Genomic DNA, 17,388 nt, shown 5'->3' with positions numbered 1-17,388 from the left:
CGATCATGAACGCACCCCTCCCGCGTGACTGGGATACGCTGCGCCAGAGCCGTGGCCGCCGCCTTGAGCGGGCGGCCAGCCTCGGCCTGGCTGGCAAAAATGGCAAGGAAATCCCGGTCGACCGCATCATCGACCTGCTCGAAGCCGTCATCCAGCCGGGCGACCGCGTCTGTCTGGAAGGCAACAACCAGAAGCAGGCCGATTTCCTCTCCGAGTCCCTGGCTGACTGCAGCCCGGAACGCATCAATCACCTCAGTCTGGTCCAGTCAGTCCTGGCTCTGCCGAGCCATGTGGACCTTTTCGAGCGCGGCCTGGCAAACCGCCTCGACTTTTCTTTCAGTGGCCCGCAGGGCGCCCGGCTGGCCAAGCTGGTTCAGGAACAGCGCATCGAGATCGGCGCGATTCACACTTATCTCGAACTGTTCGGTCGCTATTTCCTCGACCTGACGCCGAATGTGGCGCTGATCGCGGCGCAGGCGGCCGATGCCGAGGGTAATCTCTACCTCGGGCCGAACACCGAGGACACGCCGGCCATTGTCGAGGCCACTGCTTTCAAGGGCGGCATCGTCATCGCCCAGGTCAACGAGCGCTTGGAGAAACTGCCACGCGTCGATGTGCCGGCCGACTGGGTCGATTTCACGGTACTGGCGCCGAAGCCGAACTACATCGAGCCGCTCTTTACCCGCGACCCGGCGCAGATTACCGAAGTGCAGGTGCTGATGGCGATGATGGCGATCAAGGGCATCTACGCCGAATATGGCGTCACCCGCCTGAACCACGGCATCGGCTTCGACACCGCGGCGATCGAACTGCTGTTGCCGACCTATGCCGCCGACCTCGGCCTGAAAGGCAAGATCTGCACGCATTGGGCGCTCAATCCGCACCCGACGCTGATCCCGGCCATCGAAGCCGGCTTCGTCGAATCGGTGCATTGCTTCGGCTCGGAAGTCGGCATGGATGCCTACATCTCGGCTCGTTCCGACATCTTCTTCACCGGGGCCGACGGCAGCATGCGTTCCAACCGGGCGTTTTCCCAAACGGCCGGCCTCTACGCCTGCGACATGTTCATCGGCTCGACCTTGCAGATGGACATGGCCGGCAATAGTTCGACAGCAACGCTGGGCCGCATCACCGGCTTCGGCGGCGCGCCGAACATGGGTTCCGATCCGCACGGTCGCCGGCACGCCAGCCCGGCCTGGCTGAAAGCCGGGCGCGAGGCCTACGGGCCGAACGCCATCCGCGGCCGCAAGCTGGTCGTGCAGATGGTCGAAACCTTCCGCGAGCACATGGCGCCGGTCTTCGTCGAGGAACTCGATGCCTGGAAACTGCAGAAGTCGATGGGCGCCGAATTGCCGCCGATAATGATCTACGGCGACGACGTCAGCCATATCGTGACCGAGGAAGGCATTGCCAACCTGCTGCTCTGCCGTAGCCCGGAAGAGCGCGAGCAGGCCATCCGCGGCGTCGCCGGCTTCACGCCGGTCGGCATGGCGCGTGACAAGGCGATGGTCGAGAACCTGCGCGACCGCGGCATCATCCGCCGTCCCGAAGATCTCGGCATCGACCCGCGCCTGGCAACGCGCGATCTGTTGGCCGCCCGTTCCGTCAAGGATCTGGTGCGCTGGTCCGGCGGCCTTTACGCGCCGCCTTCCCGCTTCCGCAATTGGTGACTGCCATGGAAACTCTCGATTTTCGTTTCGACTCGGCGCCCGTTTCCCGGGCGGCCAACCCGGCGCTGTGCGGCGTCGTCGGCTCCGGCAACCTGGAAATCCTGGTCAAGGCCGGCGATGCTGCCACGATCTGCCAGATCAGCATCAAGACCTCGGCTCGTGGTTTCGGCGAGACCTGGCGCGCCGTGCTCGGCAGCTTCGCCGCGGCCCATGCCGCCGGCGGCACCGCCATCGCCATCAACGACATGGGGGCGACGCCGGCCGTCGTCAGTCTGCGCCTGGCGCAGGCCCTGGCCGAATACCAAGGAGGTGGGCAATGAACCCGTCACTCGCGACCCGTCATAGCTGGTTCGAGGCCACCGCCCGGGCCCGGATCAATGGCCTGCTTGATGCCGGCAGTTTCCGCGAAATCCTGCCGCCGGCCGAAGCGCAGCCCAGCCCGCATCTGGCCCAGCTCGACCTGCCCGGCGCCTTTGACGACGGCGTGGTCATTGGCTGCGGTCGACTGGCTGGCAAGGCCGTTTTTGTCGCAGCCCAGGAAGGCCAGTTCATGGGTGGCGCCGTCGGCGAAATCCACGGCGCCAAGATCGTCGGCCTGCTGCGCCGGGCGGTCAAGGAAAAGCCGGCTGCCGTGCTGTTCCTGATCGACTCCGGTGGCGTTCGGCTGCATGAGGCCAACGCCGGCCTGATCGCCATTTCCGAAATCATGCGCGCCGTGCTCGACGCCCGCGCCGCCGGTGTCCCGGTCGTCGCGCTGGTCGGCGGCAGTTGCGGCGCTTTCGGCGGCATGGGCATCGTCGCCAAGCTCTGTTCGGCCATCCTCATGTCCGAGGAAGGCCGGCTGGCGCTGTCCGGGCCGGAGGTCATCGAAACGGTGGCCGGCGTCGAGGAATTCGACGCCAAGGACCGGGCACTGGTCTGGCGCGTCACCGGCGGCAAGCACCGCTACCTGATGGGCGACTGCGCGATGCTGGTCGAAGACGACCTCGCCGCCTTCCGCACTGGGGCGACGGAGTTTCTCGCTGGCTGGACGGAGCCGGCACCGAGCCTGGCCGGCCTGCGCACCCGGCAACGCGCACTGAAAAACCGCCTCGCCGCCTATGGCGCGCTGCGCGATGGTCTGGACGTCTGGGCGGCGCTCGGCGTTACCCAGCCGGAAAGCGTGCCGCTGCTCGACCGCGACAGCCTGGTCGCCTTGAAGGAAGGATTGCCGACATGAGCCTCAACGACATTCTCGATAGCCTGTTCCCGGCCGGTCATGCGGTCGACGTCGCCAATTCGGTGATTACCGGCCAGGCGCAGACGGCGCAGGGTCCGGTCGCCGTGCTCGGTACTACCGATGCGGCGGCCATCGACCACGCGATGGCGCTGGCGCTGGCCGATTTCATCCTCGACACCGTCGAGCAGCATCCCGGCCGGCCGCTGGTCTTCCTGGTCGATACCAGCGGCCAGGCCCTGTCGCGCAGCCAGGAACTGCTCTGCCTGAACGGCTCGCTAGCCCATCTCGCCAGTTGCGTCGATCTGGCGCGCCGCCAGGGCCATGCGTCGTTCAGCCTGGTCACCGCCAACGCGGTCAGCGGCGGCTTCCTGTCCTTCGGGCTGATGGCCGACAAGGCCTACGCGCTGGCCGACGCCCAGGTCCGGGTCATGGACCTGCGGGCGATGGCGCGGGTGACCAAGATCGCTCACGAACGCCTAGTCGAGTTGGCGGCCAGTTCGCCGATCTTCGCGCCGGGCGCCGAGAGCTATGTCCGAATGGGCGGCATCGAGGCGATCTGGCCCGCGGCCTCGGCCGAGTTGCTGGAGCGGGCACTGCTCGCCGCCGTGCAGACGACGCCGGTGACCGACCAGCGAATGGGCTGCGGCCTGAGCCGCGGTGGCCGCCAACTGGCGGCCGGCGTCGCCAAGATGGTGCAGAACACCGTGCTCGGCGCCTGATCCGATGCGCCGCCACGATCTCGTCTATCTGCAGCCGGATGCGGCGTTTGCGACGCCCTGCAGCGAGCCCGGCGATGCTTACTGGCAAGCCGCCCGGCAATGGATCGCGGGCGGCCGGCCGCTGGTCGTCGCCCGCCAGCCGGCTACTGGCGACCGTTGCTTGCTCGGTCTCAGCCTGCCGGCGCGGCTGCAGCGAAAAAAGCTGTCGCTCAGCGTCGAGCGCAGCGCCATTGCCGCGATTCGGCCGCCGCTCACTATTGCCGACTGTTTGTCCCGGCTGCCGGCCGGCCAGGCCGTTGTGCTCGCCCGGCTGGCGGCGCAAGCGGCCGCCTGTTCGGCTCGGCTCGGCGTGTACGGTTCGCTGGCCTGGGAGGTGCTGAGCGGGGAGCACTACCGCCATGCCGACTCCGACATCGACCTGATTTGCGATATCGAGCAGGTCGGCCAATTCGCCGCCATGTTGCCGGCCCTGCAGCAGGCCGCCGCCGAACTGCCCTGCCGGCTGGATGGCGAGTTGCGCTTCCCGGGCGGCAATGCCGCCGCCTGGCGGGAAATCGCCGGGCAGCTCGACCAGCCGGGTGCCCAGGTCCTGGTCAAGGGCGAGCACGAGGTCAGCCTGTGGCCGCTGCACGCCTTGACCGCCAGCTTGTTGCCGGAGCTTTGCCATGCTTGAACGCGCCCTGCCGCGCCATCGCCCGCAGCAAATTGCTGCGCCGGCCGGTGAGTTGTTTGCCGCCCGCGTCGGTCGGCTGGCCATTCGTAGCCTGTACCGCGAAGTGGCGCTCGACGGCAAGCCCGGCCTGGTCGGCCCGACCGGCAACGGCAGCCACCCCGACATGGATTTCACCACCTTCATGCGCAGCCTGCAGGCCTTGCGCGGCTACTTCCCGGCGATTGCCGCCTGCGGTTTGCAGCGCCCCGGTTTTGCGCCGCTGCGGGCGCTTGGCATCGCGGCCGAAGCGGACATGCTGGCGGCGACCGCTGCGGTCAACACCCATCGCGGGGCAATTTTCAACCTTGGCCTGCTCTGTGCGGCACTCGGCGTTTTACAGGCCGAAGGTGCAGCGATCAGCGCCCAAGCGGCCTGCGCCATCGTCCGCCGGCACTGGGGGCGGGATATCTTGGCCGGCCTGTCCGGCCTAAGTGAGACAACGGCGGGCACCCCGCTCAGCCACGGTCTGTTCGTCGCCCGCCGTGATGGCAGCGGTGGGGCGCGCCAGGAAGCCGCCAGCGGTTTTCCGGCCGCGCTCGGTGTCGGCCTGCCGGCTTATCGCGCCGCCCTAGCCACCACCGGCGATGGTGAACTGGCCGCCATGCAGGCGCTGTTTGCGCTGATCGCCGAACTGGAAGACACCAACCTGCTCTGGCGCGGCGGGCGGACCGGGCTGGACTACGGCCGCCGTGCCGCCGCCGATTTCCTGGCTGCCGGCGGCGTGCTCGCCGCCGACTGGCGGGCCCGTGCCGCCGACATCGACCGTGATTTCGTCGCCCGTCGCCTCAGTCCCGGCGGCAGTGCCGACCTGCTCGGCATCACGCTGTTCCTGGCCGAACTCGACGGCCTGGCCTGAACATGCGCCTCGCCCTCCTCTTCAGCGGCCAGGGCGGGCAAGGCCCGGCCCACTGGCAACAGGTGATGGCCGGGCCCGATGCGGCGCTGCGCGATCAACTGCGCCATTTGCTGCCGGAGTTGGCCGGAACGGCGGCGACCGTGGAAACAACGGCTGGCCCTGGGGGCGACGCGGAAAAGCTGGCCAAAAACAGTGTCGCCCAGCCGCTGATCTTCGCGCAGCAGATGCTGCTCTGGGGGCAGTTGCAGCCGCGCCTGCCCCGGCCAATCTGCGCCGCCGGCTATTCGCTGGGCGAAATGGCGGCCTGTAGTGCGGCCGGCGCCTTTTCCGCCAGCGCCGGCCTGGACTTGTGCGCCAAACGCGCCGCCCTGATGGATGGGGCGATCAGCGGCGAACAGGGCATGCTGGCCGTGCTCGGCCTCGACGAAGCGCTGGTTGAGGGTATGGCCGCCGCTGCCGGCCTCGCTGTCGCCATCCGCAATGCACCGCGCCATCTGGTGGTGGCCGGGCCGCGCCCCGGCCTGCTCGCCGTCGCCGAGCAGTTCACGGCGGCCGGCGCCAGTCGCCTGGTCCAGCTGGCGGTACGCACGCCGTCGCATACGCCGCAACTGAGGAGTGCTGCGGTCGACTTCCAGAAATGCCTCAATTTGCTGCCCGACGCCCGCCTGGCTTTTCCGGTACTCAGCGCCATCGATGCGACGCCGGCCCGGACGGCCCGTCCGGCACTCGATGCGCTGGCCCGCCAGATCTGCACGCCGCTCGACTGGGCGGCCTGCCTGGAGGCGGTGGCCGAAATGCAACCGGATGCGGTGCTCGAAATCGGCCCCGGCAATGCGCTGAGCCGGCTCTTCGCAGAACTGGCGCCGAATGTGCCGGTGCGGGCTTGCGACGATTTCCGCAGTGTCGACGGCATCGTCCGCTGGGTCGAATCCGGCGCCTGCTAAACGCCGGCCCCGGTAATGCCGCTCGATGTCATTCCGATCTATCTGCTGACCTGCGCCGCGGCCGGTTTCTTTGCCGGCCTGCTCGGCGTCGGCGGCGGTGTGGTGGTGGTGCCGGTGCTGACCGTCATCTTCACCTGGCAAGGCTTTCCCGGCCGCGAAGTGCTGCATCTGGCGCTCGGCACCGCGATGGCGACCATCCTGTTCACCTCGCTGTCCAGCCTGCGTGCCCATCACGCGCACCGCGCCGTGCTGTGGCCGGTGATGCGCCGCCTGACCCCGGGCATCCTGCTCGGCACGCTGCTCGGCGCCCAACTGGCGGCTCGCATTTCGTCGCGGGCGCTGGCCATTTTCTACGTCGCCTTCATGCTGTTCATTGCCCTGCAGATGTTCGCCAACCTGCGTCCGACGCCGAGCCGCAGCCTGCCCGGGCGGGCCGGCCTGGGGCTGGCCGGCAGCCTGATCGGCGCCATCGCCAGCCTGGCGGCGATGGGCGGCGGCGCGCTGACCGTGCCTTACCTGATCTGGTGCAATGTCCGGCCGCACCAGGCGATCGGTACCTCGGCCGCAGTCGGCCTGCCGATCGCTATCGGCGGCACGCTCGGCTATGTCTGGAACGGCTGGGGACATGGCGAGCTGCCGGCCGGCAGCCTCGGCTTCGTTTACCTGCCGGCGCTGGTCGTCATCCTGCTCGCCAGTGTGGCGGTGGCGCCGCTCGGCGCCGGCCTCGCCCATCGCCTGCCGGTTGTCGTCCTCAAGCGCATTTTTGCCGGCCTGCTGCTCGTTCTCTCGGCCAAAATGCTGTGGAGCCTGTACGGCGCCTGAGCTCGGGGCTTACTGTGCCTTGAAAACCGGCTTGCGCTTTTCCAGGAAGGCGGCGAGGCCTTCCTTGTAGTCTTCGGTGTCGAGGAAGGCGAAGGAGGCCGCCTTTTCTTCGTCGTTCAGTGGCTTGCCGCTTTGCAGCCGGCGTATCCACTGCTTGTGCCAGCCGGCGACCAGGGGGGCACCGGCGCCGATGCGGCGGGCCGTGGCATAGGCTTCGTCCTCGACCTGCGACTCGGGCACGACGCGGGTGACCAAGCCTTTTTCGTAAGCTTCGGTGGCGGTCAGGATGCGCCCTTCGAGCAGGATTTCCTTGATCACCGCCGCCCCGGCCAGCTTGAGCAGGCCTTCCATTTCGCCGGGATACATCGAGAAGCCGAGCTTGTTGATCGGTGCCCCGAAGCGGGCATTTTCGGCACAGATGCGCAGATCGCAGACGCCAGCGATTTCCAGGCCGCCACCGATGCAGGCGCCCTGGATCAGGGCGACGGTCGGGTGCGGGCAATCGGCAATGGCGTTTAGCGCGCTGGCGACCTGGCCGTGATAGTGCAGCGCCTGTTCCAGCGTGGCGCGGCCGGTGACGAACTCTTCCAGATCGCCGCCGGCGGCGAAGGCCTCGTGGCCGGCACCGCGGATGACGACGCAGCGAATGTTGCGGTCGACCGACAATTTGGCCATGTTTTCGGCCAGTTGCTGCCACATCGCCAGATCGATGGCGTTCAGCTTGCCGGGGTTGTTCAGGGTCAGGGTGGCGATTTCGCCAGTGCAGGAAAGGTCGACCGTGGCCATCACATATATCCATTATGGGAAGTCCGTCATTATAGGCGGCGCCCAATTCATTATTCGTTAATGTCTTATATAAGATACAATACTGCCGCCGGTTTTTTCGGTAATTATTAATTAGGGAGATCAAGCCATGAGCAGCGCGATGTATGAGCGAATGCGGGCCAACCCGAAGTTCCAGGAACTCGTCGCCCGACGGGGACGCTTTGCCTGGACGTTGGCATTTATCGTTTTGACCATGTTTTACGGCTTCGTGATGGTGGTTGCCTTTAATCCGGCATCCCTCGGCCAGCCGCTTGCTGAAGGTTCGATGTGGACGGTGGGGGTCGCCGTCGAACTGTTCATGTTCATTTTCTTCTGGGTGCTGACCGCCGTGTATGTGAAGCGTGCCAACACCGAGTTCGATAGCTTGACGCAGGAAATCGTCAAGGAAGCCTGGAAGGAGCAGAAATGATGCGCCAACTGATTACCGCGCTCGGACTGCTGAGCCTCTCCGCGCTGGCCGTTGCGGCCGGCGATCCGCTGGGCGCCGCTGAAAAGCAGGCGACCAACTGGCACGCCATCATCATGTTCTGCATCTTCGTCTTCATGACGATGGGCATTACCTACTGGGCGGCCAGCCGCACCAAGTCGACCGCCGATTTCTACACCGCCGGCGGCGGCATCACCGGCTTCCAGAACGGTCTGGCGATTGCCGGCGACTACATGTCGGCCGCCACCCTGCTCGGTCTGACCGCCATGGTCTACAGCCAGGGTTACGACGGCTACATCTACATGCTGGCCTTCTTCGCCGGCTGGCCGATCATCCTGTTCCTGATGGCCGAACGCCTGCGCAATCTCGGCAAGTTCACCTTCTCCGATATCACCGCCTACCGCCTCGACCAGGGCAAGGTGCGCACCATGGCGGCGATTTCCTCGCTGATCGTGGTCTGCTTCTACCTGATCGCCCAGATGGTCGGTGCCGGTCAGCTGATCAAGCTGCTCTTCGGCCTGGAATACAACGTCGCCATCTTCGCCGTCGGCATCCTGATGATGGTCTATGTCACCTTCGGCGGCATGGTCGCGACGACCTGGGTACAGATCATCAAGGCCTGCATGCTGCTCGCCGGCGGTACGCTGGTCATGTTCCTCGCCTTCGGCCAGTTCGGCTTCTCGTTCCAGACCTTGCTGGAAAAGGCGACCGCTGTCCATAAGCTCGGTCCGAAGCTGATGTATCCGGGCAGCCTGCTGGCCGACCCGGTCACCGCCATTTCGCTCGGCCTCGGTCTGATGTTCGGTACCGCCGGCCTGCCGCACATCCTGATGCGCTTCTTCACGGTGACCGACGCCAAGGAAGCGCGCAAGTCGGTGCTCTACGCCTCCGGTTTCGTCGCCTACTTCTTCAACGTCATCTTCATCATGGGCCTGTGCGGCATCATCATCGTCGGCCAGAATCCGGAGTTTTTCGAAGGTGGCACGCTCGGCGCCAAGCTGATCGGCGGCGGCAACATGGTCGCCATGCACCTGGCCAAGGCGGTCGGCGGCAACATGCTGCTCGGTTTCCTGGCCGCGGTCGCCTTCGCCACCATCCTGGCTGTGGTTTCCGGTCTGGCGCTGGCCGGTGCCTCGGCCATCTCGCATGACCTGTACGCCCGCGTCATCATGAAGGGGCAGGCTTCGGAAGAGAAGGAAATCCGCGTTTCGAAGATCGCCACCATCTGCCTCGGCTTCGTCGCCATCATTCTCGGCATCCTGTTCGAGAAGCAGAACATCGCCTTCATGGTCGGTCTGGCTTTCGGCGTCGCAGCCGCTGCCAACTTCCCGGTCCTGATCCTGTCCATGTACTGGAAAGGCCTGACCACCCGCGGCGCGCTGTTCGGCGGCTACGGTGGTCTGGTTTCCGCTGTGCTCTTCGTGCTCTTCTCGAAGTCGGTCTGGGTCGATGTGCTGCACAATCCGGCAGCGCTCTTCCCCTACACGCAGCCGGCGCTGTTCGCCATGCCGATTGCCTTCCTGCTTGCCTACATCTTCTCGAAGACGGATTCGAGTGTGCGCGCCGGTCAGGAAATCGAAGCGTTCGAAGATCAGTACGTCCGGGCACAGACCGGTTACGGTGCCGCCTCGGCCAGCAACCACTGATTGTCCAGTTGCTCCGCAAAACCCCGATGACAGGCGTCATCGGGGTTTTTTTATTGCGCCATCGCTTGGCGAAAGTCGTGTCGGGTGTAGTAAATTCGACGCCTGCTTCGGCAGGGCTGCAGAATTCAAGGAGGGCCAGCAATGAAACGCGGAATCGCACCGACGACGGTCGAACGCATGATGCGGGAAGATGATTTCATCGTCTCGAAAACCAGCGCCAAGGGCATCATTACTTACGGAAATCCGATCTTCATCGAGTTTTCCGGTTACAGCGAGGCCGAATTGCTCGGCTCGCAACACAACATCATTCGTCACCCGGACATGCCGCGGGCCGCCTTCAAGCTGGCCTGGGACACCATCCAGTCGGGGCAGGAGTTCTTTGGTTACGTCAAGAACCTGGCCAAGGACGGCAGTTTTTACTGGGTATTTACCCATATTTCGCCGGATTTCGACCTGCGGCGCAACATCGTCGGCTATACCTCGGTGCGCCGCTGCCCGCAGCGTTCCGCTCTCGCCAAAATTGAGCCGGTGTACCAGCAGATGCTGGCAGCCGAACGTGCAGCCGGGGCGCGCGATGCCATTGCCGCCGGTACCCAGGTCCTGCTCGACCTGCTGAAACAGACTGGAATGGGTTATGAAGAACTCGTCTTTTCCCTTTAAGCGCATGCTGCAGGTAATCCTGATCGCCCTCGGCCTGGGGGCGGCGTTTTACGCGCCCTGGGCGGCGGCGCTCTGCCTGGTTCCGGCCATGCTGCTCATCCTCTGGCCGGATCGCCAAACCGAAGGGCCCCTTGCGGATCTCGATAACTTGCTGCAAAAGGTCGGTCAGGGCGAGCTGGTGGCGAGAATGCCGAATGCCGTGAACTCGCCCAGGCTGGAGGCAATCCGGGTCAATTTGAACTCGGTGCTCGACCAGACGGAAACCACCTTCCGCGAAATTCTCGGCGCGATGAGCGCAACTTCCGAGAGCCGGCACTGGCGTCGCCTGCAAACGACCGGCCTGCACGGCACTTTCAAGGATGTGCTGGCCCAGATGCAAAGCCTGCTCGACCAATTGAGCGTGGCGCAGGAGTCGATTGCCCGGGAGGCGCTGCTCTCAAGAATCTTCCTCCGTTCCGAGCGCGGTCTGTCGATGGCGATCGAGCACGTCGGTGCGGCCTTGCAGGAAGTCGGCGTGCATTCCCGGCATTCCGAGTCAATGGCGGGTGATTTTGCCCATTCCGCCAGCGAGATGGCCGATGCGGCCAACCGGATGTCCGGTGCTCTCGGCGGTGCCCAGCATTCGGCCGAAAGCGGGGTACAGGCCCTGGCCGACCTGAATGACAAGGCCGACGCCATCCGCGACCTGACCGGCCGTATCGATGGCATCGCCAAGCAGACCAATCTGCTGGCGCTGAATGCCGCGATCGAAGCGGCACGAGCCGGCGAGGCGGGGCGGGGCTTTGCCGTGGTCGCCGACGAGGTTCGCAAACTGGCCGATCAATCGCTGAAGGCTTCCGAGGAAATCGCCGGGGCGATCGCCGCCATTTCCAGTTCGATGGCCGCAGCAACCACGCAGATCGGCGAACTTAGCCACTCCGTTTCGGAGGCCCGGGGCACCGCCAACGAGTTCTCGCAGAAGCTGACGGTGTCCGCCACTTCTGCCGCCGAGGTTGGTGCATTGTCCGGCACGATCGGCAATGGCGCGCAGACTATGTCCGACTCGATGCGCCTGGTCGCCCTGGCCCAGAAGGCGCGGGCCGATGTGACGGCGATCCTGCATGGCGAGGAAATCAATATCGCCAGCCTGCCGGAAATTGAAAAAGAGGCGATCGCCGCCGTGCAGAGCCGGCAGTGGGTCAAGGGCAGTGCCGACCGCGATGCCCTGGTCGCCATTTACGACCGTCTGTTCAGCAGCATCGAAAACCAGATGCGCTAGCCGCCTGGCTAGTCAAAGGGCGCATTCCCATCGCTGCGGGAATGCGCCGGTGGCGGCCTAACTCGCTTTGCCGCCGGTCGAGGTTTCGATCTTGGCCAGCGCTTCGCGGCCAGACAGCAGGTGATCATGCATTACCTTTTCGGCCCGCCCCGCATCGCCGGATTCCATCGCCGCCATGATCAGGCGATGCTCGTCCAGCGACTGCTGCAGGCGACCTTCCAGCGACAGCGAATGCAGGCGCGACAGTTTGAGCACCTTGCGCAGGTCCTGGATGACCGAGAGCAGCCAGCGATTACCCGACAATTCCTGGATTTTCCGGTGGAACTCCTGGTTGGCTTCGAAGAAGGCATCGATCCGGCCTTCGCGCGCCGCCGACTCGAGTTCGGCATGGATGTTCTTGAGGGCGGCGATGTCGGCCGTCTTGGCCGCCTTGACTGCTTCGGCGGCACAGCGTCCTTCGAGCATGGCCATCAGCGGGAAGATGTCGTCGAGGTCCTGGCGGGAAATTTCGGTGACGTAGCAGCCGCGCCGCGGTTTCAGTTCGACCAGGCCTTCCGAGGCGAGCACCTTGAGCGCTTCGCGCAGTGGGGTACGGGAGATACCGTATTGTTCGGCGAGTTTCTGCTCGTCGATCCAGGTACCGGGAGTCAGCTCGTGGGCGAAGATGCGTTGGCGCAAACGTTCGGCCACTTCCTGATAAAGCGCGGTTGGTGCAATACGGTTCATGTTTTCGGTGTGGTGTGATTGAGCAAGCCGGTACTTGGCCGACTTGCATCCATAATTATGGATAAAGTATTATGCTGGGCTTGGTATGTCAAGCTGGGTCCAGAGGCGTAGAATTTTGAATTCTGCATCATCGGCCTGAAAAAATCGAATCAGCGAGGGGTGTGTCATGTCTGAAAAGTTCTTTGATTCCAATAATCTGGATGCCTGGGAAAAGGCCGCCGCGAAACACTCACCGGGTGGCGACGTCAAGAATCTGAACTGGAATACCCCGGAAGGCCTGAGCGTCAAGCCGCTCTATACGAAATCGGACGTCGACGGCCTGGCTTTTGCCGACACCCTGCCCGGCTTCGCGCCCTACCTGCGCGGCCCGCAGCCGACGATGTATGCCGTCAAGCCGTGGACCATCCGCCAGTACGCCGGCTTCTCCACCGCCGAAGCTTCCAATGCCTTCTACCGCAAGGCCCTGGCTGCCGGTGGCCAGGGTGTTTCGGTCGCCTTCGACCTGGCGACCCACCGCGGTTACGACTCGGACAATGCCCGCGTCACCGGTGACGTCGGCAAGGCCGGCGTAGCGATCGACTCCGTTGAAGACATGAAGATTCTCTTCGACAGCATTCCGCTCGACAAGGTTTCCGTCTCGATGACGATGAACGGCGCCGTGCTGCCGATTCTCGCCGGCTACATCGTTGCCGCCGAGGAACAGGGGGTTAGCCAGGACAAGCTGTCCGGCACCATCCAGAACGACATTCTCAAAGAGTTCATGGTGCGGAATACCTATATTTATCCGCCCAAGCCGTCGATGAAGATCATCGCCGACATTTTCGGCTACACGGCGCAGCACATGCCGAAGTTCAACTCGATCTCGATTTCCGGCTATCACATCCAGGAAGCCGGCGCCAACCAGGCCATCGAACTCGCCTTCACGCTGGCCGACGGCATGGAATACGTGCGGACCGGCGTCGCTTCCGGCATGGACGTCGACACCTTTGCCGGCCGCCTGTCCTTCTTCTGGGCGGTGGGCATGAACTTCTACCTGGAAATCGCCAAGATGCGTGCCGCCCGTTTGCTGTGGCATCGCATCATGACCAAGTTCAACGCCAAGAGCCCGAAGTCGATGATGCTGCGCACGCACAGCCAGACTTCCGGCTGGTCGCTGACCGAGCAGGATCCGTACAACAACGTCGTCCGCACCACCATCGAGGCGATGGCGGCCGTTTTCGGCGGCACCCAGTCGCTGCACACCAACGCGCTCGATGAAGCGATCGCACTGCCGACCGAGTTCTCGTCGCGCATCGCTCGCAACACGCAGCTGATCATCCAGGAAGAAACCCACATCACCAACGTCGTCGATCCGTGGGCCGGCTCCTACATGATGGAAAAGCTGACCCAGGACATGGCCGACAAGGCCTGGAGCATCATCGAGGAAATCGAGGCGATGGGCGGCATGACCAAGGCTGTCGAATCGGGCTGGGCCAAGATGCAGGTCGAAACCTGCGCCGCCGACAAGCAGGCGCGCATCGACTCGGGCAAGGACGTCATTGTCGGCGTCAACAAGTACAAGCTGGCCAAGGAAGACGCGATCGACATCCTCGATATCGACAACCACGCCGTCCGTGACGCGCAGGTCGCCCGCCTCAAGCAGATTCGTGCGACGCGCGACACTGCTGCGGTCAACGCTGCGCTGGAGGCATTAACCAAGGCGGCCGAAACCGGCGACGGCAACCTGCTCGACCTGACTGTCAAGGCGATGCGCCTGCGCGCCACGGTTGGCGAAGTGTCGGATGCGCTGGAAAAGGTCTTCGGTCGTTTCCGCGCCAACAACCAGACCATTTCGGGTGTGTACGGAGGTGTCGTGGAAGGTCAGGAAAGCTGGGAAAGCATCAAGGCCGATATCGCCAAGTTCGCCGAGGAAGAAGGCCGTCGGCCGCGCATCATGATCGCCAAGCTCGGGCAGGATGGCCATGACCGGGGCGCCAAGGTTGTTGCCACGGCTTTCGCCGACCTCGGTTTCGACATCGACATGGGGCCGCTGTTCCAGACGCCGGAAGAAGCCGCCCGCCAGGCCATCGAAAACGATGTCCATGCGATCGGCGTTTCCTCGCTGGCGGCCGGGCACAAGACGCTGCTGCCGGAGCTGGTCAAGTCGCTGCAGGCCCAGGGCGCCGACGACATCATTGTCTTCGCCGGCGGTGTCATCCCGGCCCAGGACTACGATTACCTGTACAACGCCGGGGCCAAGGCCATTTTCGGGCCGGGCACGCGGATCGAGGATTCGGCGATCAAGGTGCTGGCCGAAATCCGCAAGGCCCGCGGCTAAGTCCGGATGAAGCTGGGCGAAGCTCCCGTGTTGGCTCATTCGCTTTCTACCGCCGATCAGGCGCTGGTCGACGGCATGCTGGCCGGTCAGCGCCGCGCGCTGGCCAAGGCCATTACGCTGATTGAATCGACGCGCCATGATCATCAGCAGCGCGCCCAGCAGGTGCTGAACGCGCTGTTGCCGAAGACCGGCAACGCGATCCGCATCGGCATCTCCGGCGTGCCGGGGGCGGGCAAGTCCACTTTCATCGAGGCGCTCGGCGTCTGGCTGATCGAGCAGGGCAAGAAGCTGGCCGTGCTCGCCGTCGACCCCTCGTCGTCGGTCTCCGGCGGTTCGATTCTGGGAGACAAGACGCGCATGGAGCAGTTGTGCCAGCGCGAAGAAGCCTTCATCCGGCCCAGCCCGTCGGCCGGTTCGCTGGGCGGCGTCGCCGAGAAGACGCGCGAGGCGATGTTGCTTTGCGAGGCGGCCGGTTTCGACGTGATCATTGTCGAGACGGTTGGCGTCGGCCAGTCGGAAACGACGGTGGCCGGCATGGTCGACATGTTCTGCCTGCTGCAGTTGCCGAATGCCGGCGATGACCTGCAGGCGATCAAGAAGGGTATTGTCGAGATCGCCGACCTGGTGGTCATCAACAAGGCCGATATCGACCGCCAGGCGACCGCAGTCGTCCGCGCTCAGTGGCGCAACGCGCTGCACATGCTGCGCCCGGCGTCGCCGAACTGGGCGCCGCCGGTGATCGCGCTGTCGGCCCTGCACAAGGAAGGCATCGTCGATTTCTGGGAACAGATCGAGAAATACCAGGCGGCGCTGAAGCCGACCGGCGAGTTCGCCGCCAAGCGCCAGCACCAGTCGCTGAGCTGGATGTGGCAATTGATCGATTCCGGCCTGCGTCAGCACTTCCGTCATCATCCGCGCGTGCAGGAAAACCTGCCGGCGCTGACTCTCTCCGTCGAACAGGGCCATACGACCCCGGCTGCCGCCGCGTATGCGCTGCTCGACTATCTGAAACACTGATTTCAAATTACCCGAACCACTAAGGGAGTTTCTATGCACGACATCATCCGCCAGCTGGAAAAAAAGCGTGAACTGGCCCGCCTCGGCGGTGGCCAGAAACGTATCGACAGCCAGCACAAGAAGGGCAAGCTGACTGCTCGCGAACGTCTCGAACTGCTGCTCGATCCGGATTCCTTCGAGGAATGGGACATGTTCAAGGAACACCGCTGCGTCGATTTCGGCATGGATCAGGCCGAAAAGACGCCGGGTGACGGCGTTGTCGTTGGCTATGGCACGATCAACGGTCGTCTGGTCTTCGTCTTCTCACAGGACTTCACCGTCTTCGGTGGCTCGCTGTCGGAAACGCACGCCGAGAAGATCTGCAAGGTCATGGACCAGGCAATGAAGGTCGGCGCCCCGGTGATCGGCTTGAACGACTCGGGCGGTGCCCGCATCCAGGAAGGCGTCGCCTCCCTCGGTGGCTATGCCGACGTCTTCCAGCGCAACGTGATGGCTTCCGGCGTCGTGCCGCAGATTTCGATGATCATGGGCCCCTGTGCCGGTGGTGCGGTGTACTCGCCGTCGATGACCGATTTCATCTTCATGGTCAAGGACTCGTCCTACATGTTCGTGACTGGTCCGGAAGTCGTCAAGACCGTGACCCACGAAGACGTCACCGCCGAAGAGTTGGGCGGTGCGGTAACGCACACCAGCAAGTCCGGTGTTGCCGACCTGGCCTTCGAGAACGATGTCGAAGCCCTCTCCATGCTGCGCCGCTTCATGAATTTCGTGCCGGCCAACAACCGCGAAAAGCCGCCGGTGACGCCGACCAACGATCCGGTCGACCGCATGGATTACTCGCTCGACACGCTGGTCCCGGACAACGCCAACAAGCCGTACGACATGAAGGAATTGCTCGTCAAAGTCGTCGACGACAACGATTTCTTCGAACTGCAGCCGGATTACGCCAAGAACATCATCATCGGTTTCGGCCGCGTTGACGGCCACCCGGTCGGCATCGTCGCCAACCAGCCGCTGGTGCTGGCCGGCTGTCTGGACATCAAGTCCTCGATCAAGGCCGCCCGCTTCGTCCGCTTCTGCGATGCCTTCAACATTCCGGTCGTCACCTTCGTCGACGTCCCGGGCTTCATGCCGGGCACCACGCAGGAATACGGCGGCATCATCAAGCACGGCGCCAAGCTGCTCTACGCCTACGCCGAATGCACCGTGCCGAAGGTTACCGTGATCACCCGCAAGGCCTACGGCGGCGCCTACGACGTGATGTCGTCGAAGCACCTGCGTGGCGACGTCAACCTGGCCTGGCCGTCGGCGGAAATTGCCGTAATGGGCCCGAAGGGTGCCGTCGAGATCATCTTCCGTGAGGAAAAGAACGATCCGGCCAAGCTCGCCCAGCGCGAAGCCGAGTACAAGGAAAAGTTCGCCAACCCGTTCGTGGCCGGCGCCCGTGGCTTCATCGACGACGTCATCATGCCGCACGCCACCCGCAAGCGCATCGCCCGTTCGCTGGCCATGCTGCGTGACAAGAAACTCGACAACCCGTGGCGCAAGCACGGCAACATTCCTCTGTAAG

At 64.3% G+C, this 17,388-nt stretch carries 17 protein-coding genes; 15 read left to right on the top strand and 2 right to left on the bottom strand.

Going from position 1 to position 17,388, the window contains the following annotated elements:
• Positions 1 to 5: 5 nt before the first annotated feature.
• The 8 genes from mdcA to GH663_RS02390 are packed head-to-tail and all read left to right on the top strand — an operon-like array spanning position 6 to position 6,942.
• Positions 6 to 1,670, top strand: coding sequence for a malonate decarboxylase subunit alpha (gene mdcA, locus GH663_RS02425; RefSeq protein WP_153130127.1), 1,665 nt, complete (start codon positions 6 to 8; stop codon positions 1,668 to 1,670).
• A gap of 5 nt (positions 1,671 to 1,675) precedes the next feature.
• Complete coding sequence (gene mdcC / locus GH663_RS02420; RefSeq protein WP_153130126.1) at positions 1,676 to 1,990, top strand: malonate decarboxylase acyl carrier protein; 315 nt, start codon at positions 1,676 to 1,678, stop codon at positions 1,988 to 1,990.
• Entirely contained in the window at positions 1,987 to 2,889 is a 903-nt protein-coding gene (locus GH663_RS02415; protein WP_153130125.1) for a biotin-independent malonate decarboxylase subunit beta, read from the top strand. Before mdcC ends, GH663_RS02415 begins: the two co-directional genes overlap by 4 nt.
• Positions 2,886 to 3,608: a biotin-independent malonate decarboxylase subunit gamma gene (mdcE, locus tag GH663_RS02410; protein ID WP_153130124.1), complete on the top strand. Its 723-nt coding sequence runs from the start codon at positions 2,886 to 2,888 to the stop codon at positions 3,606 to 3,608. Before GH663_RS02415 ends, mdcE begins: the two co-directional genes overlap by 4 nt.
• 4 nt (positions 3,609 to 3,612) lie before the next feature.
• Positions 3,613 to 4,281 carry a malonate decarboxylase holo-[acyl-carrier-protein] synthase gene (gene mdcG / locus GH663_RS02405; protein ID WP_153130123.1) on the top strand — a complete coding sequence of 223 codons (669 nt, stop codon included), beginning with the start codon at positions 3,613 to 3,615 and terminating at the stop codon, positions 4,279 to 4,281.
• Positions 4,274 to 5,176, top strand: a complete 903-nt coding sequence (gene mdcB / locus GH663_RS02400; protein WP_153130122.1) for a triphosphoribosyl-dephospho-CoA synthase MdcB — start codon at positions 4,274 to 4,276, stop codon at positions 5,174 to 5,176. The genes mdcG and mdcB overlap by 8 nt, the downstream gene beginning before the upstream one ends.
• Positions 5,177 to 5,178: 2 nt before the next feature.
• On the top strand, positions 5,179 to 6,120 hold the full coding sequence (gene mdcH / locus GH663_RS02395; RefSeq protein ID WP_153130121.1) for a malonate decarboxylase subunit epsilon: 942 nt from the start codon (positions 5,179 to 5,181) through the stop codon (positions 6,118 to 6,120).
• Positions 6,121 to 6,135: 15 nt separating this feature from the next.
• A complete protein-coding gene (locus tag GH663_RS02390) occupies positions 6,136 to 6,942 on the top strand; it encodes a sulfite exporter TauE/SafE family protein (protein ID WP_153130120.1) in 807 nt (268 codons plus the stop codon).
• A gap of 9 nt (positions 6,943 to 6,951) precedes the next feature.
• Here GH663_RS02390 and GH663_RS02385 read toward each other — a convergent pair whose 3' ends face one another.
• Positions 6,952 to 7,728, bottom strand: coding sequence for an enoyl-CoA hydratase/isomerase family protein (locus tag GH663_RS02385; protein WP_153130119.1), 777 nt, complete (start codon positions 7,726 to 7,728; stop codon positions 6,952 to 6,954).
• Between the two features lie 127 nt (positions 7,729 to 7,855).
• Between GH663_RS02385 and GH663_RS02380 the strand changes: the two genes are divergently transcribed.
• The 4 genes from GH663_RS02380 to GH663_RS21325 all read left to right on the top strand — a co-directional run bounded on the left by GH663_RS02380 (position 7,856) and on the right by GH663_RS21325 (position 11,758).
• Entirely contained in the window at positions 7,856 to 8,176 is a 321-nt protein-coding gene (locus tag GH663_RS02380) for a DUF485 domain-containing protein (RefSeq protein WP_205629953.1), read from the top strand.
• Complete coding sequence (locus tag GH663_RS02375; protein ID WP_153130118.1) at positions 8,173 to 9,840, top strand: cation acetate symporter; 1,668 nt, start codon at positions 8,173 to 8,175, stop codon at positions 9,838 to 9,840. Before GH663_RS02380 ends, GH663_RS02375 begins: the two co-directional genes overlap by 4 nt.
• Positions 9,841 to 9,981: 141 nt before the next feature.
• Entirely contained in the window at positions 9,982 to 10,500 is a 519-nt protein-coding gene (locus GH663_RS02370) for a PAS domain-containing protein (RefSeq protein WP_153130117.1), read from the top strand.
• Entirely contained in the window at positions 10,475 to 11,758 is a 1,284-nt protein-coding gene (locus GH663_RS21325) for a methyl-accepting chemotaxis protein (protein WP_153130116.1), read from the top strand. Before GH663_RS02370 ends, GH663_RS21325 begins: the two co-directional genes overlap by 26 nt.
• 57 nt (positions 11,759 to 11,815) lie before the next feature.
• Here GH663_RS21325 and GH663_RS02360 read toward each other — a convergent pair whose 3' ends face one another.
• Positions 11,816 to 12,484 (bottom strand): GntR family transcriptional regulator, encoded by a 669-nt coding sequence (locus GH663_RS02360; RefSeq protein WP_153130115.1) that lies wholly within the window; start codon positions 12,482 to 12,484, stop codon positions 11,816 to 11,818.
• 166 nt (positions 12,485 to 12,650) lie between these two features.
• Here GH663_RS02360 and scpA point away from each other — a divergent pair, with 166 nt between their 5' ends.
• The 3 genes from scpA to GH663_RS02345 are packed head-to-tail and all read left to right on the top strand — an operon-like array spanning position 12,651 to position 17,387.
• On the top strand, positions 12,651 to 14,801 hold the full coding sequence (scpA, locus tag GH663_RS02355; RefSeq protein WP_153130114.1) for a methylmalonyl-CoA mutase: 2,151 nt from the start codon (positions 12,651 to 12,653) through the stop codon (positions 14,799 to 14,801).
• A gap of 6 nt (positions 14,802 to 14,807) precedes the next feature.
• Positions 14,808 to 15,818 carry a methylmalonyl Co-A mutase-associated GTPase MeaB gene (meaB, locus tag GH663_RS02350; RefSeq protein WP_153130113.1) on the top strand — a complete coding sequence of 337 codons (1,011 nt, stop codon included), beginning with the start codon at positions 14,808 to 14,810 and terminating at the stop codon, positions 15,816 to 15,818.
• 33 nt (positions 15,819 to 15,851) lie between these two features.
• Entirely contained in the window at positions 15,852 to 17,387 is a 1,536-nt protein-coding gene (locus GH663_RS02345) for an acyl-CoA carboxylase subunit beta (protein ID WP_153130112.1), read from the top strand.
• Position 17,388 lies beyond the last annotated feature (1 nt).

The organism is Dechloromonas hortensis (genome assembly GCF_009469765.1).
Taxonomy (GTDB): domain Bacteria; phylum Pseudomonadota; class Gammaproteobacteria; order Burkholderiales; family Rhodocyclaceae; genus Azonexus; species Azonexus hortensis.
This window is presented reverse-complemented; position numbering and strand designations above follow the sequence as displayed.

Coding starts and splice junctions, on each gene's coding strand:
- mdcA (WP_153130127.1), top strand. CDS start 6: ATGAACGCACCCCTCCCGCGTGACTGGGATACGCTGCGCCAGAGCCGT.
- mdcC (WP_153130126.1), top strand. CDS start 1,676: ATGGAAACTCTCGATTTTCGTTTCGACTCGGCGCCCGTTTCCCGGGCG.
- GH663_RS02415 (WP_153130125.1), top strand. CDS start 1,987: ATGAACCCGTCACTCGCGACCCGTCATAGCTGGTTCGAGGCCACCGCC.
- mdcE (WP_153130124.1), top strand. CDS start 2,886: ATGAGCCTCAACGACATTCTCGATAGCCTGTTCCCGGCCGGTCATGCG.
- mdcG (WP_153130123.1), top strand. CDS start 3,613: ATGCGCCGCCACGATCTCGTCTATCTGCAGCCGGATGCGGCGTTTGCG.
- mdcB (WP_153130122.1), top strand. CDS start 4,274: ATGCTTGAACGCGCCCTGCCGCGCCATCGCCCGCAGCAAATTGCTGCG.
- mdcH (WP_153130121.1), top strand. CDS start 5,179: ATGCGCCTCGCCCTCCTCTTCAGCGGCCAGGGCGGGCAAGGCCCGGCC.
- GH663_RS02390 (WP_153130120.1), top strand. CDS start 6,136: ATGCCGCTCGATGTCATTCCGATCTATCTGCTGACCTGCGCCGCGGCC.
- GH663_RS02385 (WP_153130119.1), bottom strand. CDS start 7,728: ATGGCCACGGTCGACCTTTCCTGCACTGGCGAAATCGCCACCCTGACC.
- GH663_RS02380 (WP_205629953.1), top strand. CDS start 7,856: ATGAGCAGCGCGATGTATGAGCGAATGCGGGCCAACCCGAAGTTCCAG.
- GH663_RS02375 (WP_153130118.1), top strand. CDS start 8,173: ATGATGCGCCAACTGATTACCGCGCTCGGACTGCTGAGCCTCTCCGCG.
- GH663_RS02370 (WP_153130117.1), top strand. CDS start 9,982: ATGAAACGCGGAATCGCACCGACGACGGTCGAACGCATGATGCGGGAA.
- GH663_RS21325 (WP_153130116.1), top strand. CDS start 10,475: ATGAAGAACTCGTCTTTTCCCTTTAAGCGCATGCTGCAGGTAATCCTG.
- GH663_RS02360 (WP_153130115.1), bottom strand. CDS start 12,484: ATGAACCGTATTGCACCAACCGCGCTTTATCAGGAAGTGGCCGAACGT.
- scpA (WP_153130114.1), top strand. CDS start 12,651: ATGTCTGAAAAGTTCTTTGATTCCAATAATCTGGATGCCTGGGAAAAG.
- meaB (WP_153130113.1), top strand. CDS start 14,808: ATGAAGCTGGGCGAAGCTCCCGTGTTGGCTCATTCGCTTTCTACCGCC.
- GH663_RS02345 (WP_153130112.1), top strand. CDS start 15,852: ATGCACGACATCATCCGCCAGCTGGAAAAAAAGCGTGAACTGGCCCGC.